Source organism: Mucilaginibacter sp. P1_D10 (assembly GCF_056406215.1).
This window is the reverse complement of record NZ_JBFUAP010000009.1, coordinates 79,370-102,140: the sequence shown is the minus strand read 5'-3', so window position 1 is coordinate 102,140 and position 22,771 is coordinate 79,370. Positions and strand designations below refer to the sequence as shown.

At 47.9% G+C, this 22,771-nt stretch carries 20 protein-coding genes and 1 other RNA gene; 11 read left to right on the top strand and 10 right to left on the bottom strand.

All coding sequences use genetic code 11. From position 1 onward, the window contains the following. Window positions 1–142: 142 nt before the first annotated feature. Window positions 143–1,015: a TolB family protein gene (locus tag AC1DYT_RS15730; RefSeq protein ID WP_477470531.1), complete on the bottom strand. Its 873-nt coding sequence runs from the start codon at window positions 1,013–1,015 to the stop codon at window positions 143–145. Between the two features lie 757 nt (window positions 1,016–1,772). Between AC1DYT_RS15730 and AC1DYT_RS15725 the strand changes: the two genes are divergently transcribed. Then, window positions 1,773–2,258: a hypothetical protein gene (locus AC1DYT_RS15725; protein WP_477470530.1), complete on the top strand. Its 486-nt coding sequence runs from the start codon at window positions 1,773–1,775 to the stop codon at window positions 2,256–2,258. Between the two features lie 105 nt (window positions 2,259–2,363). On the opposite strand, the gene AC1DYT_RS15720 is transcribed toward AC1DYT_RS15725, so the two are convergent. From AC1DYT_RS15720 to AC1DYT_RS15710, 3 genes are read right to left on the bottom strand one after another with little or no spacing between them, the layout of a single operon-like run. Then, window positions 2,364–3,143 (bottom strand): SDR family oxidoreductase, encoded by a 780-nt coding sequence (locus tag AC1DYT_RS15720; protein WP_477470529.1) that lies wholly within the window; start codon window positions 3,141–3,143, stop codon window positions 2,364–2,366. A gap of 6 nt (window positions 3,144–3,149) precedes the next feature. Beyond that, the gene (locus tag AC1DYT_RS15715; RefSeq protein WP_477470528.1) at window positions 3,150–3,986 is read right to left on the bottom strand and encodes an amidohydrolase family protein; all 837 of its coding nucleotides are present in this window, start codon (window positions 3,984–3,986) and stop codon (window positions 3,150–3,152) included. Between the two features lies 1 nt (window position 3,987). Further along, window positions 3,988–4,317, bottom strand: coding sequence for an L-rhamnose mutarotase (locus AC1DYT_RS15710; RefSeq protein WP_477470527.1), 330 nt, complete (start codon window positions 4,315–4,317; stop codon window positions 3,988–3,990). Window positions 4,318–4,521: 204 nt separating this feature from the next. On the opposite strand from AC1DYT_RS15710, the gene AC1DYT_RS15705 reads away from it, so the two are divergent. From AC1DYT_RS15705 to msrA, 4 genes are all read left to right on the top strand, one after another. Further along, window positions 4,522–5,106 (top strand): C40 family peptidase, encoded by a 585-nt coding sequence (locus AC1DYT_RS15705; RefSeq protein ID WP_477470526.1) that lies wholly within the window; start codon window positions 4,522–4,524, stop codon window positions 5,104–5,106. Between the two features lie 163 nt (window positions 5,107–5,269). Further along, on the top strand, window positions 5,270–6,193 hold the full coding sequence (locus AC1DYT_RS15700; RefSeq protein ID WP_477470525.1) for a hydroxypyruvate isomerase family protein: 924 nt from the start codon (window positions 5,270–5,272) through the stop codon (window positions 6,191–6,193). 389 nt (window positions 6,194–6,582) lie between these two features. Next, window positions 6,583–6,816 carry a DUF3820 family protein gene (locus AC1DYT_RS15695; RefSeq protein ID WP_477459054.1) on the top strand — a complete coding sequence of 78 codons (234 nt, stop codon included), beginning with the start codon at window positions 6,583–6,585 and terminating at the stop codon, window positions 6,814–6,816. 142 nt (window positions 6,817–6,958) lie between these two features. Then, window positions 6,959–7,603, top strand: a complete 645-nt coding sequence (msrA, locus tag AC1DYT_RS15690; RefSeq protein ID WP_477470524.1) for a peptide-methionine (S)-S-oxide reductase MsrA — start codon at window positions 6,959–6,961, stop codon at window positions 7,601–7,603. Between the two features lie 80 nt (window positions 7,604–7,683). Here the strand turns inward: msrA and AC1DYT_RS15685 are convergent, their stop codons facing one another. Next, window positions 7,684–8,817 carry a hypothetical protein gene (locus AC1DYT_RS15685; RefSeq protein WP_477470523.1) on the bottom strand — a complete coding sequence of 378 codons (1,134 nt, stop codon included), beginning with the start codon at window positions 8,815–8,817 and terminating at the stop codon, window positions 7,684–7,686. A 55-nt stretch (window positions 8,818–8,872) separates the two neighbouring features. On the opposite strand from AC1DYT_RS15685, the gene rnpB reads away from it, so the two are divergent. From rnpB to AC1DYT_RS15660, 5 genes are all read left to right on the top strand, one after another. Further along, window positions 8,873–9,268: RNase P RNA component class A (gene rnpB / locus AC1DYT_RS15680), an RNA gene on the top strand. Window positions 9,269–9,483: 215 nt separating this feature from the next. Further along, on the top strand, window positions 9,484–10,860 hold the full coding sequence (locus AC1DYT_RS15675) for a sigma-54-dependent transcriptional regulator (RefSeq protein ID WP_477470522.1): 1,377 nt from the start codon (window positions 9,484–9,486) through the stop codon (window positions 10,858–10,860). A 195-nt stretch (window positions 10,861–11,055) separates the two neighbouring features. Further along, window positions 11,056–12,633 carry a glycerol-3-phosphate dehydrogenase/oxidase gene (locus AC1DYT_RS15670; protein WP_477470521.1) on the top strand — a complete coding sequence of 526 codons (1,578 nt, stop codon included), beginning with the start codon at window positions 11,056–11,058 and terminating at the stop codon, window positions 12,631–12,633. A 54-nt stretch (window positions 12,634–12,687) separates the two neighbouring features. Further along, the gene (glpK, locus tag AC1DYT_RS15665; protein ID WP_477470520.1) at window positions 12,688–14,202 is read left to right on the top strand and encodes a glycerol kinase GlpK; all 1,515 of its coding nucleotides are present in this window, start codon (window positions 12,688–12,690) and stop codon (window positions 14,200–14,202) included. Between the two features lie 29 nt (window positions 14,203–14,231). Next, complete coding sequence (locus AC1DYT_RS15660) at window positions 14,232–14,966, top strand: MIP/aquaporin family protein (protein ID WP_477470519.1); 735 nt, start codon at window positions 14,232–14,234, stop codon at window positions 14,964–14,966. Between the two features lie 90 nt (window positions 14,967–15,056). Here AC1DYT_RS15660 and AC1DYT_RS15655 read toward each other — a convergent pair whose 3' ends face one another. Both AC1DYT_RS15655 and AC1DYT_RS15650 read right to left on the bottom strand, forming a co-directional pair. Next, a complete protein-coding gene (locus AC1DYT_RS15655) occupies window positions 15,057–15,578 on the bottom strand; it encodes a hypothetical protein (RefSeq protein ID WP_477470518.1) in 522 nt (173 codons plus the stop codon). 22 nt (window positions 15,579–15,600) lie between these two features. Beyond that, entirely contained in the window at window positions 15,601–17,439 is a 1,839-nt protein-coding gene (locus tag AC1DYT_RS15650) for an alkaline phosphatase (RefSeq protein ID WP_477470517.1), read from the bottom strand. Window positions 17,440–17,611: 172 nt separating this feature from the next. Between AC1DYT_RS15650 and AC1DYT_RS15645 the strand changes: the two genes are divergently transcribed. After that, window positions 17,612–18,343, top strand: coding sequence for an AAA family ATPase (locus AC1DYT_RS15645; RefSeq protein WP_477470516.1), 732 nt, complete (start codon window positions 17,612–17,614; stop codon window positions 18,341–18,343). 68 nt (window positions 18,344–18,411) lie between these two features. Here AC1DYT_RS15645 and AC1DYT_RS15640 read toward each other — a convergent pair whose 3' ends face one another. From AC1DYT_RS15640 to tnpA, 3 genes are all read right to left on the bottom strand, one after another. Continuing rightward, the gene (locus AC1DYT_RS15640) at window positions 18,412–19,317 is read right to left on the bottom strand and encodes a TFIIB-type zinc ribbon-containing protein (protein WP_477470515.1); all 906 of its coding nucleotides are present in this window, start codon (window positions 19,315–19,317) and stop codon (window positions 18,412–18,414) included. A gap of 31 nt (window positions 19,318–19,348) precedes the next feature. Continuing rightward, a complete protein-coding gene (locus AC1DYT_RS15635) occupies window positions 19,349–22,003 on the bottom strand; it encodes a DUF7133 domain-containing protein (protein WP_477470514.1) in 2,655 nt (884 codons plus the stop codon). 166 nt (window positions 22,004–22,169) lie between these two features. Beyond that, complete coding sequence (tnpA, locus tag AC1DYT_RS15630) at window positions 22,170–22,631, bottom strand: IS200/IS605 family transposase (protein WP_477470513.1); 462 nt, start codon at window positions 22,629–22,631, stop codon at window positions 22,170–22,172. Window positions 22,632–22,771 lie beyond the last annotated feature (140 nt).

Genomic DNA, 22,771 nt, shown 5'->3' with positions numbered 1-22,771 from the left:
TTAAGCTTAAAAAGTGTTCTTGTAAGCCTCAATGGTGATAGTATGCTGGCTCAATCTATAAAAATGAGGCATACCGAAACGACAGTAGTTTGGCTATTGTTAGGCTATTTCGGAACGGCAGACACGAGGCTATTGCCCCTCTCTACCATTTCCACTTCACCCAATACAAATCATCCAAGCCGTTACCCGGTTGGCTGAGCAGTGCTTTCAAGGTTTTATAATCAACGGCTTTATCATCGTACCAGCCCTTACTTAGGCGATTGCTGGTAAAAATGAAGTATTTTTTATCGGGTGTTACGTAAGGGCAATAATCCAGCGAAGTGCTGTTGATGCCTGCGGGCAAGTGCTGGGCAGGCATCCAATTGCCCGCAGCATCCTTGCGGGCGAGGTAAAGGTCGCCTTTGCCCATGTCATCGGCCCGGCCCTGGCAGGTGAAAAGGATAAACTGCTCATCGGGGTCGACGAAAGCGTTGAACTCATCAAATTTAGTATTGATGTCTTCGGGCAGGCTAATAGGTGGCTCGTAGCCTTTAGGCGTGTAGCGGCTCAAAACGATATCCTCGCTGCCTTTGCCATAAGCGGCTTCTACGGTAAAGTAAAGGTTGCCATTGCGGGCTACGCTGGGATAAAATTCACTATTAGCGCTGTTCACAACAGGCCCCAGGTTTTCGGGCGTGCCCCAAACTCCGGTGGCGGTTTTGGTCACTTTCCATATATCGAAATCGCGTTTGGGTTTTTTATTTGTCAGTGGCCTGTCGCTGCTGAAATACAAGGTTTTCCCATCTGGAGAAAAGCTCGCTTCCAAATCGCGATATATCCCGGAAAACGGTGCTACTTCCGGCTTGCCCCAAACGCCGTTACGCTTTTGGATGCGAACTATTACGCTGGCAATGAATTTAGGGTGCTGTATAGTGAAGAACGCCTCATCCCCACTAGGTGAAATGGTAAAATCGCGGTTACTGAGGCCGTCGGTTAACAGCCCGGGCGCAAACATGCCTGGAGTGTCTACAGCCAAGGCTGTGCCCGGATATTTTATTTGTGCAGAAACACTTTGCAGGCAAAAGAAAAAAAGAAGATATAAGAGGCTAAACTTCGTCATAAAAGTAAAGATAACGAATAATAATAATGCAGCAGGTGGTAACCCGAGGGAAATAAGAAGATGATATTGAACAATATGCGATACTTAGGCGTTGTAACATTAAATATTATTTTGATTTATATGATATTAATAATATCACGGGCATCGCGCGGGCGGCGAAGGAGCCAGTCTTATCGATGAAGGCTTTTGGGCGGGAAAGGCCACATCGTGGTTAACCACCGAACCGGATTTTTGTAAAAAAAACCGTTTAAATACATGTTATGACAGATAATCCATTGCGTCAATATCACACTGCTGACACGAAAACTTTTATACTGATAAGAAAATACACCCAATGAATATATTAAATTTCACATTACCTTAACAAAACACTTTGTGATATTGAATACTATTTAATACATTCGGCCTATCTATTACTGATGGCGTCTGCCATCATTGTGATAAGGTTTAGGTTAAAGCCCCCAAACAGCGAGTGTGAGGGGGCTTTTGTTTTTTTTATGATTTGTATTGTGTTCTGGCGACGTTTTGAGGGAATTCCCTTTCATTTCATATGCGTTGAATAATATTATCAATCAGGCTGTTTTTTTACCTTGTACCATCTTGTACGAGTTTGTATGCCACACTATTAAAAGCTTATGTGCATATTTACTGCCATAACCTTATCCCCTTTAACATGCCCGATAAAAAATCTCCAAACTTATTGATTACTGGTATTGTAGCGGCGTTAATAGCCGGCACGCTCGATGCGCTTGCTGCCATATTTATACTTGCTCACGGGCAGGCCATGTCAGTTTTTCATTATATTGCCGGGGCTGCTATCGGCCTCCAGGCTTCCTTTGCCGGCGGCAATGGCACGGCACTATTGGGAGTAGCTTTTCATTACCTTATTGCCGCTTGTTTTACATGGTTATTTTTTGTGCTTTACAGCAGCATAGCAGCCTTACGTAAAAACGCCGGATTGATTGCTTTTATTTACGGTATCCTGATTTGGGTAATCATGAATTTACTGGTGCTGCCGCTAAGCAAATTAAACATCGACTTCCATAGGTTCACCTTCAAAGGCTCTGTTACTGGCGCGGCTATCCTTATTATTTGCGTGGCACTGCCTATTGTGCTGGCCAGGTATTGGTACGAAAACCAAAAGGTAAAAGCTAAGTAATTTGGCAGCCTGGACAAGGATTGCCGTGAAGATTTGGAAGTTTTGACAACTTTTTTGAAAAGTTGTCAAAACTGTAATTGCCAAATTCAATAATACTTCCTTAATTTAAATCGACCTATCTAAATGCGTGTAGCCGCCATCTACGTACATAATTTGCCCGGTAGTATGGCTGGATACCGGCGACAGCAGGAAAGCGACGGCGTTGCCAAGTTCTTCTACAGTAGTCATGCGGTTGCCGAGGGGTATTTTAGCCGTAATGGATGCCAGTTTTTCTTCCGGATTAGGTAAGGTTTTTATCCAGCGGTCGTAAAGCGGGGTGTAGCATTCGGCCACCGCTACGGCGTTTACGCGGATATTGTGCGGCAGCAGTTCTACCGCCCACTCACGGGTTAAAGCGTTGCGTGCCCCGTTAGATGCCGCGTAGGCAGACGTTCCCCCCTGCCCCGTATCGGCAACTTTTGAGGTGATATTGACGATGCTCCCCTGCGTTTTGATGAGTTCGGGCAGCGCGTGGTGAGCCACCAAATAATAATGCACCAGGTTTTTGTGTAGCGAATGCATAAAGCGCTCGTAACTCCCACTCAGGAGGCCCACGCCATCGTTCTCGCCGGCGTTGTTCACCAGGCCATCTATACGGCCACATTGGGCAATAACATCGACTACGGCACGTGCGCAAGCCGCAGGGTCGGTTAATTCGGCTACGGTGTGATAAGCCTTGCCGCCAATTGATACAATTTCGTTTACGGTGTTCAGGTTCTCGGCTTCGGTACGGCTGATGATGAACACAATGGCTCCTTCTTTTGCCAGCGATACCGCTATGCCCTTGCCGATACCGCGAGCGCCGCCGGTAACGATAACTACTTTATCTTTGAGTTGTAAATCCATTATCTGTTATATGATGTCTAAATTGTAAAATTTGGCGGCATTGCCTCCCCAGAATTTGGCCTGTGCCTCTGCAGGGAGCCCGGCAAGGTATTGCCGCAATACTTCCACCGTTTTGCTATAGCCACCAGCCACCAGGCAAACCGGCCAATCTGACCCGAACATAAGCCTATCCACGCCGAATGCGTCGAACACTACATCTAAATAGGGTTTTATATCTTCGGCCTGCCAGTTGGCCCAATCAGCCTCGGTACAAAAGCCGGATACTTTGCAATAAACATGCTGATGTGCCGCAATGGCGCGTATATCCGCTTCCCATTGCTCAATTTCCTGCTGCGCAATGGCTGGCTTTGCCAAATGGTCTATAACAAACGGCTGCTGCGGAAATGCCGCTACGAGTTGCAAGGCATGGCTCAACTGATTATGCATTATCAATACATCGTAAGTAAAGCCGTAGTTCTGCAACATCGCTATACCGCGCATGAATTTATTGCTCAGCATAAACTCCCCTGCCTCCGCCTGCAAAACATGCCTGAAGCCCTTTAGCGCATGATATTGCTCGTAATGCCTCAGCCGTTCTTCCAGGGTATCGGCTTGCAGGTCTACCCAGCCCACTACGCCTTTTATGAAAGGGTTTAGGCTTGCCAGTTCAAGCAAGAAATCGGTTTCTGCCTCGCTTTGGCTGGCCTGTACCGCTACGCAGCCATCAATGCCATGCGCGGCGAGTACGGGTTGCAAATCGCCGGGATAAAAGTCGCGCTGTATCACCGCCATATCGTCGGTTATCCAGGCATCCTTTACGGAATTATATTGCCAAAAGTGCTGATGCGAATCTATCTTTTGCATATTATAGATCGAATATCTTATCCATCAGCATCCACTTTTCGCCAGGCCTGGAGCCGGGCAGGGGCTTTTGGTATTTCCACATGAGGGTTTCCCATTCCTGCACCTTAGTGTTACCTGCATCAGCAGCGCCTTTGGCTTCAAAACTGAAGCTCTCGTCCACCTCCATAATCATAAAAAGGCGGTTAGCGTAACGGTATATCTGCATATGCTCGATACCGCTACCGGTGATGCTTTCTAATATTTCGGGCCATACGTGTTGGTGCCAGTCTTCGTATTCGGCAATAAGCGTGGGGTCGTCCTGTAAATCCAGGGTAAGGCAATAGCGTTCCATAGAGTTGATAATTGGCACGCAAGTAAAGAAAAATATCGCAGCATAAACAAGCCAATTATCAAAAAAAGTGGCCCTGACACGTAAATTCAGCGATATACGCGAATGCTTAAATGCAATGAGCACTATCATCATCTAAAAATAAGTGGATGCCGCTGCCCATCAGCCTTATTTAAAACTAAAAAGCTGGTTTTGTGTAGTATAGATATGAAACGGAACGCCCTGTACGGTCTGATAATGCTATGTGCGCTTGCCTGTAGTGGCCCAAAGGAGCCTACGTATGTAATAACCAGCAACGGAGACAAGGTGGCCGTGACCCCTGAAGGCACGCTTCCATTGCCAACGGCGGACAGTGCCGGATACACCACTCGCATCGTAACCGGGCAAACCACGCCACTGGAACTGGTTACCTTTGCACGTAGCCTCACCGGCATACCGTACAAATACGCTTCTACCGACCCTACTGAGGGCTTCGATTGCTCGGGCTTCATTACTTATGTTTTCAACCATTTCGGTATAGCGGTGCCACGAACTTCGGAAGCCTTTACCAATATGCACCGCCAGATTGACCTGAAAGATGCCCAAACCGGCGACCTGGTGCTCTTCACCGGTACCGATAGCACCATACGCGTGGTGGGCCACATGGGCATCATTCTGAAAGAGCCGGGGCAAACATTGCGGTTTATCCACTCCACATCGGGCCATAATAACCTTGGCGTAACCGAAACCGAGATGAACAGCTATTACCAGGGCCGGTATGTGAAGACGGTGAGGGTTTTTGAAAGAAGGTAAGTTGCCTGAACCGTGATTTGCTTGATTTTAGGATTAATATAATCTGATGCCCGAGATTTTTATTCCCCTGGCCGCGATCATATGCTTTTTGTCCTGAAAAATCCTAAAATCCTTAAATCGTGTCACCTTTTCCCCTATCTTGCCTCCTCCAAAATAAACCCTTATGAAACGCAGAAATTTCGTGCAAAGCTCCGTATTGGCCGGCGGTGCCTTGTTAAGCGGTGGCGTATTAAACGCAGCTGTCTCCACAAAAGATAACTCATCAGCCGCAAGCAAAACCTTCAACTTGAATTACGGCATCCACGATGGCATGTTTAAGAACCACGCCGGCGACGATTTTGTGGAACAGATAAAATTTGCTTACGACCAAGGCTTCCGCGCCATAGAAGATAACGGCATGAGCGGCCGCCCGGTAGAACAACAGCAGAAAATTGGCGATACGTTGGCTAAACTTGGCATGGCAATGGGCGTTTTTGTGCAGCCGGGCCTCAGTAACGATGGCAATATGCTGGCATCGGGCAAGCAAGAGCACGTAGATAACTTCATCAAATCGTGCAGGCAGGCAGTAGAAGTAGCCAAACGCATCAACAGCAAACTGGTGACGGTAGTCCCCGGCGATTTCGACCGCTGGCTCCCTATCGGCGTACAAACCGGGCATGTGATCGAGGCCATTAAAAAAGGCACCGCGATATTGGAGCCACATGGCATCATTATGGTGCTGGAACCCCTGAGCGATAACCCCAACCTGTTCCTGCGTACACCAGATCAAGCCTACGCCATTTGCAAAGCCGTTGGCAGCCCAAGCTGCAAAATACTGTACGATATGTACCACGTGCAGCGCAACCAGGGCAATATCATACCCACGCTTGATTTGGTTATCGACGAAATTGGCTACTACCAAATAGGCGATAACCCCGGCCGTAAAGAACCCGGCACCGGCGAAATGAACTATAAGAACATCTTCAAACATATTTATGATAAAGGCTACCGCGGCGTAATGGGTATGGAGCATGGCAACGCCGCCCCAGGCAAAGAGGGCGAACTGGCGCTGATAAAAGCCTACCGCGAAGCAGATAGTTTTATGTAAGCAGCCATAAATGATCCGGGTGAGGAAGAGAATCATCATATCCATTTCAGTAGTAGCCATTATAGGTGCATGTATCTTCCTATTATGAAATGTCATATGTGCCGTTCACCCCATTAAAATATGATGGCCAGAAAGGTTTAATAACTGCACAAATCAACAAAGGATTTTATAAAGATTTGGCCCAGGTGTTAGCGTATTATGAGGTTCCTTACAGAAAAGAAGGAGATGTAATAAACATCAGTAGGAAACATTCGCAAGACAAAGACCTTAGTTTGGAATTATACGTCGAAGCTTTGAATGAGGATTGGCTAAAACCCCATACCCATCATTAGGCTTTATTAAAACCAAACAAAATCAGCATCAGACGCTAATTTCCCTATTTTTGCACCGTGGAAAACTTAAACGCCGACCCGCAGGTACTTGTGGATATCGTGAAGACCCGGATGCCATTCGGCAAGTACAAAGATACCCTGATTTGCGACATCCCCATCAGCTACCTGGAGTGGATGCAGCGCAAAGGCTTCCCGCCGGGCAAACTGGGCATGCTGATGAGTACCACCTACGAAATTAAACTGAACGGATTGGATAAGCTGCTGTGGATGATAAAAGCGGGGAAGAGATGATGGGATGATTTCGGATTTGAGAATTTCGAATTCGGAATTGCTTTCTGACATTGCTTCGTCATTTCTCAAATCTCACATCCAAAATCTCGTATCTCCCGTAAGGTTTTTACGTTTATTACTACTAAAGAGTAAAAAACAACGAATGAAAAAATTAGCATTATATGTAGCATCGGTGGTATTGTTCCTCGGTTGCGCAAATGGCCAGCCAAAAGGTATGGCTACCGTCCCAAAACCATCAGAAGGCGAGGCAGTTGCCACCTTCGGTGGTGGTTGTTTCTGGGCCATGCAAGAAGCCATGACCGAATTGAAAGGCGTAAACAAAGTAGTTTCGGGATACTCCGGCGGCAACACGGCCAATCCCACTTACGAAGATGTTTGCACCCGCACAACCAACCACGCCGAAACGGTGCAGATTTATTACGACCCAAAAGTTATCAGCTACGCAACGCTTGCCGAGGCATTCTTCTCGGCACATGACCCTACCACGCTTAACCGCCAGGGTAATGACGAGGGTACCGATTACCGCTCCATCGTATTTTACCGTACGCCAGGCGAAAAAGAAACAATCGATGCCGTCATCAAGAAGGTGAACGCATCGGGCCACTACCCTAACCCCGTGGTTACACAAGTCGTACCGTTCAAAGTATTCTACCCGGCCGAAAAATACCACCAGGGTTACTACCGCCTCCACAGCGAAAATCCTTACATCGGCGCAGTATCTGTACCCAAAGTAATGAAGATGCGTAAAGCCATGAAAGCGTATTTGAAGCCGGAGTTCCAGAAATAATGGATGTGCACTTCAAATTACAGATGTGCATATGCAAATTATAACCAAAAGGCGATTGGCTTCAACCAATCGCCTTTGTTTTATTGAATAAGGATTAACTTTTTTCCGTCAAATATCCTGATTCCGTTATATGGTGCCAGCAGTACTAAATTACCGTTAGATGCAAATTCTATTTTCGAAATATATTCCGACTGCATTTCGTAACGTTTCTTTTTATTTTTACTCGGTCGATATATAAAGCGCTCCACCGGATGAGTTATCATTTTGAAATTTGGCACAGGCTTTAATTCGGAGAACTTTATTGGCGGTTTCTTTGGATCGATCGTAAACAATCCCTTTCCTGTAATTAAGTAAACCAAATGATTAGCGCCGTTGTAAGTACAGCCTCCTACATAAAAATCGTCGAAAAAAGGAATAAAGTTTTTGACTGCGGGGTCGTTGTCTTGCTTATAGCATACACTTCCTTCATAATAAAAAGAACCATTGGGGTCAGTTTTCTTATCATACGTCACAACTTCAATTCCAAATTGAGCATCAAACGTCCCGCCCAAAAATCCAAATACCCGTTCGTTTAATTCAAATCTGGGAAGCCCTGCAACTTTTGTATAATCATAAAACGTGTTTGTTGCGGTGTCAAAAATATAAAGGTCATCCCCCCATTCCCCATGGTCAGACGAGGCCCATAAAATGTCATTATTGCTCATATAGCCTCCCATGTTATCATCGTACTCGGAGGGATTGGTTTCCCAGCCGTTTCCCTTGCCGAAATGGCTCCATTCCGAATGTGAAAATTTGTCATCAGGCATGTGGGCTTCTCGTGTTGTACAATTGTACACCCCCCTGTTGGTTACCAGGAAACATGTATTTTTACTATTGAACGCAATGCTGAATATATTTCCGTGATAACTTCCTACCTTCTCCCAATTCCCATCACTTTTCAGCCTGCTTATTTCATCATTATTAAGTACAACAACCAGGTTGCCTATCCGGTCTTTGCATATTAGGTTAATAGTTGCCGACGAAACAAACTTGCCTACCAACTTTCCATCATCGGTGTTATAAATTTTCAAATAGCCGCCATTGGTGAGCACATAAATTTTGTTGTTAACAATCACGAAATCTTGGTAGAGAGGTTTTACCCGCTTAGCAATGCTCTCAAGAGCACATAGCAATATTGCGGATAAGAGGATGAAATGCTTAAACCATGCTTTCATTTATTATTTAGGTTTGGGTTGTAACAAACATACAATTTTTACTCGCTATCTTTACACCGCAAAACGTCCTATCGCTACTTGCGCTTAGTGGGTGGAGGAAAGTCCGGGCAACGCAGAGCATCCTGCTTCCTAACGGGAAGGCGCCCGCAGCGGGCGACAGCAAGTGCCACAGAGAATATACCGCCCCGTCCCGATAGCTATCGGGATTCGGGGTAAGGGTGAAAACGTGAGGTAAGAGCTCACGGCTTTCCCGGGCGACCGGGATTGCGGTAAACCTCAGGAGTTGAAAAACCAAATAGGTTCTGAAAGCGGAGCTGCTCGCTCCCGCCTCCCTACGGGGACGTCAGAATGGGTAGGTTGATTGAACCTGCCGGCAACGGCAGGGCCAGATTAATGATAGGAATTCCCTTACGGGGGAACACAGAACCCGGCTTACAGGTTTGCAGCTGAATAAAAAACCTGCCCTTCGGGGCGGGTTTTTTAGTTTATTGGTTCACTTAGTTCATTGGTACCTATATCCAGATACTCTTCAAATTCTAAATCAAACTATCCGAAACAGTTTCTCAAATCTCATGTCTCACATCTCAAATCTAAAAATGTGTATTATTCTATACAATTTCTATCTTAGCCGCAAACATATCTACCTAAACTACGTTTTAACAACACATGGCAAAAATTCTAATAATTGATGATGAGCGGTCTATCCGCAACACGCTGCGCGAGATACTGGAATATGAAGACTACGTTGTAGAAGATGTGGACAATGGCATAGATGGCCTCGAACTTATCCGCAAAAACGATTACGACCTGGTACTGTGCGATATAAAGATGAACCGCATGGATGGCATGGAAGTGCTTACCGAAGGTTTAGCGTTTAAACCCGACCTGCCTTTTATTATGATATCGGGCCACGGCACGGTAGAAACCGCCGTTGAAGCCAGCAAAAAAGGCGCGTTCGATTTCATCTCCAAACCACCGGATCTTAACCGCCTGCTAATCACCGTCCGCAATGCTTTAGACCGCGGCAGCCTGGTTGTAGAAACCAAGGTACTCAAACGCAAGGCATCCAAGGTGCGCCCCATTCTGGGCGAATCGCAGGCTATCTTAAAAATAAAAGAAACCATAGAGCGCGTAGGCCCTACCGATGCCCGCGTACTGGTTACAGGTGCCAATGGTAGCGGCAAAGAGCTGGTTGCCCGCTGGCTGCACGAAAAATCTAACCGCAGCAACGGCCCTATCATCGAGGTGAATTGCGCGGCCATCCCCTCAGAACTGATCGAAAGCGAGTTGTTCGGGCACGAAAAAGGTTCCTTTACTTCGGCCATCAAGCAACGTATTGGCAAGTTCGAATCGGCAAACGGTGGCACGCTTTTTTTGGATGAGATTGGCGATATGAGCCAAAGTGCACAAGCCAAAGTGCTGCGCGCCCTGCAGGAAAGCAAGATAACCCGCGTAGGCGGCGAAAAAGAAATTGATGTAGATGTACGCGTAGTGGCGGCAACCAATAAGGACTTGCTTAAAGAAATTGAGGCTGGCAACTTCCGTATGGACTTGTATCACCGCCTTAGCGTTATCCTAATACACGTACCGCCGCTTACCGAGCGCCGTGATGATATTGCGCTGCTCACCCAATCGTTTTTGGATGAGATATGCAACGAATACGGCATGCCTACCAAAAAAATATCCGATGCAGCCCTTGAGGCACTCAAAGCCTTGCCATGGACGGGCAACATACGCGAGCTGCGCAACATGGTAGAACGCCTCATTATCCTGAGCGATAAAACCATTACCGATGCCGACGTAAAGGCCTTTGCCAATCCGAGCGCCCCGGTTACCACCGTGGCCGCAGCAGCCGCGCCTCAAACAGATTTCGACCAGTTTACCAACTTCCAGGAATACAAAGATTTCGCCGAACGGGAGTACATCAAGTTCAAGCTCGAAAAAAATAACTGGAACGTATCTAAAACTGCCGACGATATCGATATCCAGCGTAGTCATCTCTACAGCAAAATAGAAAAATTCGGGCTGAAACGGGGAGAATAAGTTTATAGCCGAAGCTCAGGCGCATAAAAAAAGGGAACAGCTTAACCGCTTGTTTCCTTTTTTTATGCCCATCAATTGACGCAGAACGTCCCTTATTAAACATCTTGAAGCAGTTTTCCGGCAAAATTATTTCGGTATATAACCCGTTGTTGTTTATATATTTGAGAGGCAAACGAATACGCCAAATATAAAAAGATGCGCATCTTCAGCCGGGAGCAAATCATACAGCCATTACAAGATACAGAAAATATCTGGGACGTAGTTATCATTGGCGGCGGCGCAACGGGCTTAGGGGCAGCGGTAGATGCTGCATCGCGCGGATTATCTACACTTTTGCTGGAGCAGGCAGATTTTGCCAAGGGCACATCCAGCCGGGCAACCAAGCTGGTACACGGCGGCGTGCGTTACATGGCCCAGGGCGATATCGCCTTGGTACGCGAAGCCCTGTATGAGCGGGGGCTATTGCTTAAAAACGCTCCTCACCTTGTAAAAAACGAAACTTTTATTATTCCCAATTATAACTGGTGGGGCGGCATGTTCTATACCATCGGCCTTACCATGTACGATCTGCTGGCCGGCAAGCTAAGCTTTGGCCGGGCGAAACATCTATCCAAAAAAGAAACACTGAAAAGGCTTCCTGGCCTAAAAGCCGAAGGACTACGTAGCGGCGTGGCCTATCACGATGGCCAGTTCGACGACTCGCGCCTGGCCATCAACCTGGCCCAAACGGCCATCGAACAAGGTGCAATGGTATTAAATTATTTTAAGGTTACTGGGCTCATCAAAAATGCCCAAGAACGGTTATCGGGCATTACCGTTCGAGATTTGGAGACAGAGCGCATATATCAAATCGAAGCGAAAACGGTTATCAATGCCACGGGTGTTTTTGTAGATGATGTTTTGCAGATGGATACGCCCGGTAAAAAACCGATAGTGAGGCCAAGCCAGGGCGTGCATATCGTGCTAAATAGATCTTTCCTGCCAGGGCAGGATGCCCTCATGATCCCCAAAACATCGGATGGTCGTGTGCTCTTCGCCGTGCCATGGCATAATAAGCTGCTGGTGGGTACTACCGATACGCCTATTGACGAGCACAGCCTGGAACCGGTTGCTTTGGAAGAAGAAATCGATTTTATCATGAGCACCGCAGCGCAGTACCTAAGCAAAAAGCCTGAGCGCAAAGATGTACTGAGTGTATTCGCGGGTTTACGGCCACTGGCTGCCCCGCAGGGTGGCTCATCCAAAACCAAGGAAATCTCACGCAGTCATAAAATATTGGTTTCGCCATCGGGCCTCATTACCATCACCGGCGGAAAATGGACCACCTACAGGCGCATGGGGCAGGACACCATCGACAAAGCGATAGAAGTGGGCGGCTTAAACCGACAAGCCAGCCGCACGGCAGAACTACCAATACATGGCGGCAAACCCAACCCCGATTGGAGCAATCACCTATTCGTTTACGGTGCCGATATCGAAAAAGTGATGGCAATTATCAACGAACGTGAAGAATGGACGCAACGCGTACATCCGGATAATGAATACCTGAAGGGCGAAGTAATATGGGCCATAAGGGCCGAAATGGCGCGCACTGTAGAAGATGTACTGGCGCGCCGCACACGGGTGCTGTTCCTTGATGCGCGCACGGCTATCGTCATGGCCGCAGAGGTTGCCCGTTTAATGGCCGAAGAAATGGATAAAGACCTATTATGGCAGCATGCACAAGTGAATTCATTTCATGATATTGCACTTAATTATGTGCTGGATAAATAAGGCCGAGCACAACCCAACCAATAACCAAACCAACCTTTAATAGCTTAATTCATTATGGAAGAGTACATTTTATCGCTTGACCAGGGAACCACCAGCTCCCGGGCCATCGTCTTCGACCGCCTGGGTACGCCCGTAGCCATTGCTCAAAAGGAATTTACGCAGTATTTCCCAAAGCCGGGATGGGTTGAGCACGACCCTAACGAAATCTGGTCGACCCAGGCGGGCGTAGCAGCCGAAGCAACCGTTAAGGCCGGCTTAAACGGCACTAACATCAAAGCCATCGGCATCACCAACCAGCGCGAAACCACCATCGTATGGAACCGCCAAACCGGCGAACCTGTTTACAACGCCATTGTATGGCAAGACCGCCGCACGGCTGCTATTTGTGACGAGCTGAAACAACAGGGCCATGCCGATTTGATTCGCAGCAAGACCGGCTTGGTGATAGATGCTTATTTTTCGGGCTCGAAAATAAAATGGATACTGGATAACGTGGAAGGTGCTCGCGCATCAGCCGAAGCCGGCGAACTGGCCTTTGGTACCGTGGATAGCTGGCTGGTATGGAAATTTACCCGAGGCCATGTGCATGTTACCGATGTTACCAACGCCAGCCGTACCATGTTGTTCAACATCCGCATCCAGCAATGGGATGATGAGCTGCTCGCCTTATTGGATATCCCGAAAAGCATGCTACCCGAGGTAAAACAATCGAGCGAAATTTATGGCGAAACCGCTACCACCATATTTGCCAGCAAGATACCTATCGCAGGCATAGCGGGCGACCAGCATGCCGCCTTATTCGGCCAGATGTGTATAGGCAAAGCCATGGTTAAGAACACCTACGGCACGGGCTGTTTTATGCTGATGAACATCGGCAATGAGTTCATCGAATCGAAAAACAACCTGCTCACCACCATCGCCTGGAAGATTAACGGCGAGATACAATACGCCTTTGAAGGCAGCATATTCATTGGCGGCGCGGTGGTACAATGGCTGCGCGACGGGCTTGGCATCATCAAAAATTCTGCAGACGTAGAACGACTGGCCATGAGCGTGGAAGATACCGGCGGTGTCTTCTTCGTGCCAGCCTTTGCCGGTCTGGGTGCTCCCTATTGGGATCCCGAAGCGCGCGGCACTATAGTTGGCTTAACCCGCGGCAGTACAGCCGGCCACATATCGCGCGCGGCCCTGGCCTCTATTGCCTACCAAACCATGGATGTATTGAAAGCCATGGAAGCCGATGCGGGCATGAAAATTAAAGAGCTGCGGGTAGACGGAGGTGCTACGGCTAACGACCTGCTGATGCAATTCCAGGCGGATGTGTTAGGTTGTAAGGTTATCCGTCCAAGCATTGTAGAAACCACCGCGCTTGGTGCTGCCTACCTGGCCGGATTGGCCGTTGGCTATTGGAAAGATATTGCCGAGATACAGCAGCTATGGTCGGCAGAGAAAGTTTTTGAGCCGAAAGATGACCGTTCTGATATCGAAGCCGATGTAGCAGACTGGAAAAGAGCGGTTAGTACTGCCCAACACTGGTCAAGTCTGCAAAAACCTGACGAAATAGCCTAAATTCGATAAACCAATTAAACCCACAAGATATGACTCCGTTTATGGCCGAACTGCTCGGCACCATGTTGATGATGTTGCTAGGCAACGGCGTAGTTGCCAACGTTTTGTTAAAAGATACCAAAGGGAATAACAGCGGCTGGATGGTAATTACCACGGCCTGGGGCCTGGCCGTTTTTGTTGGGGTGGTTATCGCCGGCCCTTACAGTGGCGCGCACCTTAACCCGGCTGTGACTGTAGCGCTGGCCATTGCCGGAAAATTTGCATGGGCCAGCGTGCCCGCCTACATCCTTGCGCAATTCATTGGCGCATTTTTAGGCTCTACCCTGGTTTGGGTGATGTATTACGACCACTTCAACAAACGCGAAAACGAGCCAGGTGCTATCCTGGCGGTGTTTTGTACCGGCCCGGCCGTTCGCAATTATATATCGAACATTGCCAGCGAGATTATTGGGGCCTTCGTGTTGTTATTCACCATATTTTATATCACTGGCGCGGAGATTACGCCCGCCAAAACGCCAATTGGCTTAGGTTCTGTAGGTGGCTTGCCGGTAGCCTTATTGGTTTGGGTGATTGGCCTTGCCCTGGGCGGAACTACCGGTTATGCCATAAACCCCGCCCGAGACCTTGGCCCGCGCATCGTACACATGTTATTACCCATCAAAGGCAAAGGCAGCAGCGATTGGGCCTACTCCTGGATACCCGTTATAGGGCCGTTGATCGGTGCGGGGCTTGCAGCGGCCTTGTACCTGGCATTGTTACTGTAAGATTAAATTTTTCCAATCATTTGAAGGCTTCCAAATTCAAATTTGGGGGCCTTTTTTATTCCGGAAATCAATATCAAGTTTCGGATAGATTTACCATAACGGCTCACCCACTCCTCTTTTGAATAACAAACAGAAGGCTTCATCGGCTAGGCCGTACAGTTTTTCGTAACCAGTTAATTGGTTTATATAATCATTTAATAGCTTATTTGTCAGCGTAGTGGTTGGCTTTAAATCTGTAACCTGAAATGGGAATTGGCTATTGTTTGGATTCGGCGTATGCAAAAACAAGGCATCATCGTAACTGTCGTAATCCAGCAGTATTGCATATAGCTGAAAAGGCTTGTCCAGGTTTTTTGTTTTTTGTACAAGGATGTCAAAATGCCTGAACAACATATCTAAATGCGGTGCCCTGCGTTTGAAACTGGTATTACCATAACCTTTAGTATCAAAGTGTTCATGCCAATAATCAAACCACTCATCCGGATTCGAAAAATCCGGCGAACCTGCTCCTTCAAAATTATTTCTTGTTGCAAGCCCTTTATAATACCGCTTTAACCCCCTGTGTTTTTTATATCCGTTCATCGCAACCGCCGTGCGTTTACGCAGCGACATCCAAGATAAGCACAAATACGCTTTACTTTTTCATCAGCTTCAATATCTTATCAAATATCTGGGTATTGCTATAAACGCCCCTAAAATCGCCGGAATGCGGGCCATAGGCAAAAACAGGTACAGGCGTGCCGGTGTGGTCGTTGGTACTGAAATTGCCTAAAACGTAACCTTTTTTGATGTCGCCATCCAGTAGGGTAAGGCCACCCGTTTCATGGTCGGCCGTTACTATGACCAGGGTTTCGCCGCCCTGGTCGGCAAAGCGCAGGGCCTCTCCTACCATCCTGTCGAAATCGGCGTTCTCGGTAATTACCTGTGCCAGGTTATTCTCGTGACCACCATAATCAATCTGCGAACCCTCAGCCATGATAAAAAAGCCGTTGGGGCTGTTCTTGAATGCTGCGGTAACCTTTTTAAAAGCCAGGGGCAGGTAATCGCCACGGCCTGATATTTTTGGGCGGGTAGCCGTATCGTCCATCAAAGCCAGCATCTTTTTAGCAGGGGATTTCAGGAAATCATCAAAGTTGCGGATAAGCGCGTAACCACGTTGCTTCATCAAATCCGTTACGGGTACGCCATTCACCTTAGTGGTGAAATCGCTATAGCCCGCGCCAAGGAAAATGTCCGCGTTGGAATAGATGATATCGGTAGCAATGAGGGTAGTATCGCTCCGTTCCTGCCGGTGCCCGTAGAAAGCTGCGGGGGTGGCATCCGTTAAGGAGCATACCGCGATAATGGCTGTTTTTTTGCCTGCAGCCGCACTGTAGGTTGCAAGGGATTGCAAAGGTTTGCCATTCGCATCCACGCCAACGGCCCTGTCATTAGTTTTTTGGCCGGTAGCAAATGCAGTGCCCCCAGCGGCCGAATCGGTGATGTAAGCGTCTGCTGCATTGGTAACCGAAAACCCGATGTTCCGCATCCCAAAGATATTCAGTTTACCCTGATTGGCGGTGTACGTAGCATAAAGCTGCGCCAGGCCCATGCCATCGCCGATGCACAGGATGATGTTTTTTACCTTTTTTATTGTCCCGTCGGTTTTGTAAGTCGGCTGGTAGATGGGATAAGCTTTTGGCTGCAGGTACTCGCCCCGTGCTTTGCTATTCAGGAAGTCACCAAGTTCCTCTATCTTATCCGTACCTATAACATCCACGCCCAAACGCATCAGGGCGAGCCAGCTACTTTTGGTATCTGGGCTTTCCCAAAAGCGAATCATCTTGCCCGATTGGTGCACACTGTCGATTACGCTCTTTACACTTTTTATTTCTTCCTTATTCAACACTCCTTTACCGCTCCAGCGCACATACCTGCCCAGCGGGAAGCTTACCAGGCCTATCTTTTGCCATTGCTGCGGCGTAAAGCCATTGAGATGGTCGACGTCGAAACTAATCCAATCCGGGTAATCCGGCATCTCGGCAGCAGGCGGCACTGCCCCCGTCATTACGATGGATAGGCGGCCAGGGTGCCCCGGCGAGGAGATATACTGGGCCAGAGGCTTCAGTTCTTCTATTACCAGTGGCAATACGGCTTTGTAATCATCCTTTATCTCTATCAGCAGGCGTAGTTGGCGTTTAGAGTCGTTCTTCAGTTTTTCGGAAAGCGGATCCAGGTATAAGGCCTGTAAGGAACGGTTGGCATTAATCTCCCTTTTGCTATGGGCAACCATTAGCTTGCCGTCAACAGCATAAACATCAGCCTCAATAGAGCCGAAACCCTTGTCATACGCACGGTAAAAGGGGATGCTGTTCTTATAATCGTTATGCGAATGGGCATTGGCAACGGTATAGGGTTTTATCTGGCCTATTGCGGCTTGGCTTACGGCAATAATCGAGGCACAGGCCAGCATCAGTTTATGTAGTGTCTTCATAGTTTTCGAGAGCGGCAAAGATAGGCTCACCGGCTTATTTGCCGCTGCCTTTTATGTAAAGATAAGTTGATAATTGTGTTAAATTTCTGCCCCAACGCCGTCATCACAGACAATCCGTATTTATTTATCCTAAAAATGCTAAGTTTGGGTTACAGCATACCCATTTTAACACATGCCCTTTTTATCCCGAATATCGCTCTCTCAACTACCCGATGGCAGTTACCTGCAACGCATACCCAGCCTTGGCCAGGGCCTGCAACTAAGGCTGCAAAACAATATCACTTTCCTGGTTGGCGAGAATGGGTCGGGGAAATCTACATTGTTAGAGGGCGTTGCCGAGCAATGCGGCTTCAGCCTGCGCGGTGGCAACCGTAACCATAACATGAATACCGGCCACCGTTTCGAAGGGTACGAATCGGCACTGGCAAGATACCTGCAATTGGGCTGGACACCCAAACGGATAACCGAAGGCTTCTTTATGCGGGCCGAAAGCTTCTTCAACTTCGCATCCTACATCGATGAAATGGCTATGAACGACCGAAGGCTGTTACAAGCTTACGGCGGCCGACCGCTGCACCAGCAATCGCACGGGGAATCTTTTTTGGCGTTGTTCAACAATCAATTCGAGGCAGGTATTTACCTGTTGGATGAGCCCGAGGCCGCCCTATCGCCGGCACGGATACTGGCATTTATGGCAACCCTCAACCAGTTGGACCGCAGCGGCCGCGCGCAATTCATCATCGCTACGCATTCGCCCATACTCATCTGCTACCCTGGCGCAACCATCTACCAATTCGACGACGAGGGTATTCGCGAAACTAGTTATGAAGATACCGAACATTACTATCTGACGAAATCGTTCCTTGATAACCCGGCGGCTTACCTACGGCATTTGATGGAATAGTCAGCATTACCTAAGATTTGACAACTCTTAAAGAGTTGTCAAATCTGCTTAAACCTTTAATAATCCTTTCAAGGCTTATCGTACTTCAAAAGCAATCCCTTATAAATTTGCAATTGCCGTTTTAATGCAGCTTGTTGCTTGGACGTAATGGTGACTGCATCGTAATACTTTTCGCCATCGTATTTGATTTTTGCTTTTTTGGCTTTTGCTATGTTAACGAATAGCCGCAATTCGTCGTCTGAAGAGGCATCGTCGCTCCATTCCCATATCTTGCCATCGCCACTATCTCTTTCGAATTTGGGCGACAAACCTGTATTCTCGCCATCGGTATTAACCGTCATGCGTTCGATAAACAACCAGTTTTCTGCAACGTATTGGGTACGGAACCGGAATTCATAATCGGTGCCGTTGGCCACGATATAGGCATACACGCCACTGACGTTGGAGTAATGCGGCGAAGTTTTATCATAGATAAATGTGTTACTCGAAAACTCATCACGCTTTTTGCGCGCATTGGCGTAAAGTTTTTTGAAAGTTGCCTTATCCACAGATATAGATGACAGCTCTTTCAATGCAGAGATAATAAACCATCTTTGGTCTGGAGCATTGCTGTCTACCGTTAAAGAATCTTCCGCTTTGTTTTTTATTGTGGGTGTGTCAGTAGCCGATGAGTCAGCGGCATTATAATTGGAATTCTCGGCCGCCCTACGTACGCCTATCACTACGCATATTACCAAAAACAACACGACACACACGACAGCTATCAAAGCACACCCGTTTTGATTTTCGTCTGCGGCAACATTGGCAGTCACACGTTCGCTTGCCTGACTGACAGGTTCTGCGATGGGTTCCGGTAATTCAGAATCAGCTATACCTACCACGCTGCCGCAATAGGGGCATTTTGCCGTGGTTAGGGTTTCGGGTTGCAGCCCGGCACCGCAGTTGACACATTTTCCTAGTTCATTACTCTCCATTGGTTATTAGGCAGATTTTTACCGTCAATTCCTATTTCTGCTGCGATAAAAACGTAACCAAAGATGCGAATTCATCATAGGAAAGCGCGTTGGCTAACCCTGTCGGCATCATCGAAGTTTTCATCTCCTTACGCGAAAGGATGTCGGCAGTTTTAACGGTGAACACGGTACCGGTAATATCGCGCATCATAATCCTCTGTGCAGATTCATCGGTAACGAAACCCATGTAGGTTTTGCCGCCTTTTGCGGTTATGGTAACCGTAGCAAAGCCTTGCGAAATAGATGCGCTCGGTTTCAGGATAGATTCTGCAATTTGCTGGCGCGTCATGATCGAGCCGATCTGCCCCATAAACGGCCCTTTCAGCTTCTCGCCTTTTTTGATGCTATGGCAGGCGATACAGCCTTGCTGTGCGAATAAGGCCTTGCCTTTAGCAGGGTCGCCTTTTAATTTAGCCAAAGCCAGCATAATATCCTCGATAGACGATTTGCCTATCTGGCCCTTCTTGCTTCGTATCTTTTCGAGGTCTATTTTTACTTCTTTTACAGCGACAACTTTTTCCTCGCCGCCGAAGGCTTTAATTTCCAAACGCTCGCGGGCATTCAGGTCGGCAAAAAATTGCTTACCGGCAGCGTTTGCCTTGCTGCGCACGCTGGTTAAGAAAGCGGCTATTTTAGGTGATGATTCCCAGTTGATAGCGCGGTAATAAGGGCCGTGCGAATCGGGCCGGGTACTCCACCACCAGCTGCCGTCATAAGGTGCTTCGGTTTTGTAAAGCCTGCCTAGTGTCACCAAAATTTGTTCTTTCAGTTTTGGCGATTTGGCTTTGCCATATGCTGCTATCAGCCCGTCAACCGCTTTGGCATCGTGCATATATCGCAAGGCCCAAAGCGCCAGGGTGGAGTTTTTTGTGCCGATTGCCTCAACACAAGCGTCCACCGCGTTAAGACTTACCAGGGCGCGTACTGCCAAATGAGGCGGCACAATAGCTGCATTAGGTGTAGCATGTGGTCCCTCGGTTCCTTTTGCAGGAGCTACGAATGACGCGGGAACCGGAGTCTCCAGCAATGCCTTAGCAGCCTCTGCCCTGCCCAGCCTGCCAAGGCCTATTATTGCGGCAGCCTGAACACGTGGCGATGGGTCTTTCAACGCAGCGAGGAATGGTTCTGTTGGTACATTTTGCAGGAGGCCTTTCCTGTCGGCCAGGGCTTTTAGTGCAAATTCTTTTAAATCTTTATCCGTTGCGAGTTGCACCAATGCAGGCACGCCACCCGGCCCCGATAGCTGGGCGTAAGTAAACAATGCCGCCACGCGCCCATACAATGGCAAGGCGGTATTTGATGCTGCCGCGAATGAAGCCCCACCAGCCTCATTAACGGGGCGTAATAATAATTCCTGCGAGGCATAAAAGCGGGCAACTGCACTTGCTGATGTAAGCATGCCAGCCAAATCCTTAACGGATGCTACCTTTAAATCGGGGAAAGCTTTATATGTCCAGCCATTGGGCACGGCACGCACCACATAACCTTTTGATGGGCTGCCCTCATAACCGGCACCATCCCATGCCGAAAGGTACAGGCGACCGGAGCCGTCTACATCCAAATCGGTAATTTGCGCCAAGTCGATGAATTCTTCCTGTTTTTGCGTAAAACTTGCACCATTAGGCGTAACGCGGTGGATGTAGAGCTCGTTGCGGCCCCAATCGGCCATCATGGGCACGTGGTTATATTTTTCGGGCCAGGTGGGTTCGTCCATGAACAGCGCACCGGTACCCGAGCCACCGCCTACATCAACCAGGGCAGGCAATATCTCATCGGTAAAATTCTGGAACAGCGTGGGGTAACCGTATTCGCCGCTTTGCAGGTGATGCGAGAAACGGATGTTCCAGCCGCCACCATCATTGGTGTTATCACGGGTAAAAACGTTCATATAAGGGTCGATGGCTACATCGTAGATGTTGCGCGTACCGTGCGAGAATATCTCCAACTCGGTACCGTCGGGCCGTACGCGTACGATGCCGCCGCCCAGCATGGTAAGCTTCTTGCCCGAGCGGTCGATTGCATCATGAAAACCAAAATCGCCCACGGCAATGTATATCCAGCCGTCTATTCCCATGCGGATACCGTTTGTGGCGTGGTCGGTACCACGCTCCGCCAGCATGTTGGGGTTGCTTAAATGTTCTACAACGGGCTGCGAGGGGCCATCGGCCACGCCGTCGTGGTTTTTATCTTCAAATACCACCAGATCCATACCGGTAGCTTTTTGCGTTTCGGCAGAGAATATGGTGTGCAGCACATACACCTTATCGCCTAGCACAAATATGCCGCGAGGGTTATCAACCTTGGCAAACTCGGTGTGCTCATCAATTTTCCCGTCATTGTCCTTATCAACCAACCGCAATATGCGGCCCTTGCCCGGAGCTTTGCCCAGGGAGCCCATCATATCCACACCTACGTACACTTCGCCGGTTGGTGCAGTTGCCAGGCAGGCGGGACTTGGTGTAAGATCCGGCCCGGTAAAGGGCGTTACAGTTAAACCATCTGGCCAGGCGTTGGCCTTAGTGGTTTTCGATTTGGCGGCGGGCCTTGCGGCTGTATGCATTTTCGGCTGCGAATCCGGCAGTGCAAAATACCTGATTGCGCCCAGCAATATCAAGGCGAAAAAAATAGTGAGGGAAGACTTTAACATGGGAATAACCGGTTTTAGATAAAGTGGCCAATATAAAACTTTATAAGGCGATATACCATCTTTGTTTGTAAAAATGTTATAGTGACAGTTAAAACAGCTCAAAGCCGTTTCGGATTTGACTCCGGTAAAAGGTGGAGTCCAGAACCTTATAGTTGAGGCCCCAATTTTATATCATATCCTGAAAAATATACTGCTCCTCGTAAGCAATATTGAACTTCTTTAAAAAATCCAAATATTCCTCCCTGAATGTTTGTTTTTTATGATGCTCCTCTTGATTTTGAATATACTTATAAACCTTGTCAATTTGCGATTGTCCGTAGGAAAAAACACCATAACCATCCTGCCACGCAAAATGCGATGATGTTAATGAGTGGTCGTTTATATATTTGGATGATTTACTTTTTATAGTTTTCATAAGTTCGGATACGGAAACAACAGGCTTTAAGCCAATAAAACAGTGCACATGGTCTTCCACACCATTCACAATAAGGGTTTTGCAATTCGCTTCATTAATCAAATTACCAATTACGCCAAAAAGTACAGGTTGCAATTCCTTAGAGATTGCAGCATCACGATACTTAACCGCAAACACTGTTTGCACGTAAATTTGGTGGTAGGTATTTGCCATTTTATTTGCTTTAATTAAGATTATATGGGCCGAGGCTACGCCTCTCTGATTTTGTTTCGCCTTGCACAACGGGTTGAAACCCATTGCTACAATATAGGCCGAGGCTACGCCTCTCTAATAAATAATGTAGGTATCCTGCA

Coding starts and splice junctions, on each gene's coding strand:
- AC1DYT_RS15715 (WP_477470528.1), bottom strand. CDS start 3,986: ATGCAAAAGATAGATTCGCATCAGCACTTTTGGCAATATAATTCCGTA.
- AC1DYT_RS15725 (WP_477470530.1), top strand. CDS start 1,773: ATGCCCGATAAAAAATCTCCAAACTTATTGATTACTGGTATTGTAGCG.
- AC1DYT_RS15670 (WP_477470521.1), top strand. CDS start 11,056: ATGCGCATCTTCAGCCGGGAGCAAATCATACAGCCATTACAAGATACA.
- AC1DYT_RS15685 (WP_477470523.1), bottom strand. CDS start 8,817: ATGAAAGCATGGTTTAAGCATTTCATCCTCTTATCCGCAATATTGCTA.
- glpK (WP_477470520.1), top strand. CDS start 12,688: ATGGAAGAGTACATTTTATCGCTTGACCAGGGAACCACCAGCTCCCGG.
- AC1DYT_RS15660 (WP_477470519.1), top strand. CDS start 14,232: ATGACTCCGTTTATGGCCGAACTGCTCGGCACCATGTTGATGATGTTG.
- AC1DYT_RS15705 (WP_477470526.1), top strand. CDS start 4,522: ATGAAACGGAACGCCCTGTACGGTCTGATAATGCTATGTGCGCTTGCC.
- AC1DYT_RS15675 (WP_477470522.1), top strand. CDS start 9,484: ATGGCAAAAATTCTAATAATTGATGATGAGCGGTCTATCCGCAACACG.
- AC1DYT_RS15645 (WP_477470516.1), top strand. CDS start 17,612: ATGCCCTTTTTATCCCGAATATCGCTCTCTCAACTACCCGATGGCAGT.
- AC1DYT_RS15720 (WP_477470529.1), bottom strand. CDS start 3,143: ATGGATTTACAACTCAAAGATAAAGTAGTTATCGTTACCGGCGGCGCT.
- AC1DYT_RS15700 (WP_477470525.1), top strand. CDS start 5,270: ATGAAACGCAGAAATTTCGTGCAAAGCTCCGTATTGGCCGGCGGTGCC.
- AC1DYT_RS15710 (WP_477470527.1), bottom strand. CDS start 4,317: ATGGAACGCTATTGCCTTACCCTGGATTTACAGGACGACCCCACGCTT.
- AC1DYT_RS15650 (WP_477470517.1), bottom strand. CDS start 17,439: ATGAAGACACTACATAAACTGATGCTGGCCTGTGCCTCGATTATTGCC.
- msrA (WP_477470524.1), top strand. CDS start 6,959: ATGAAAAAATTAGCATTATATGTAGCATCGGTGGTATTGTTCCTCGGT.
- AC1DYT_RS15635 (WP_477470514.1), bottom strand. CDS start 22,003: ATGTTAAAGTCTTCCCTCACTATTTTTTTCGCCTTGATATTGCTGGGC.
- tnpA (WP_477470513.1), bottom strand. CDS start 22,631: ATGGCAAATACCTACCACCAAATTTACGTGCAAACAGTGTTTGCGGTT.
- AC1DYT_RS15640 (WP_477470515.1), bottom strand. CDS start 19,317: ATGGAGAGTAATGAACTAGGAAAATGTGTCAACTGCGGTGCCGGGCTG.
- AC1DYT_RS15655 (WP_477470518.1), bottom strand. CDS start 15,578: ATGTCGCTGCGTAAACGCACGGCGGTTGCGATGAACGGATATAAAAAA.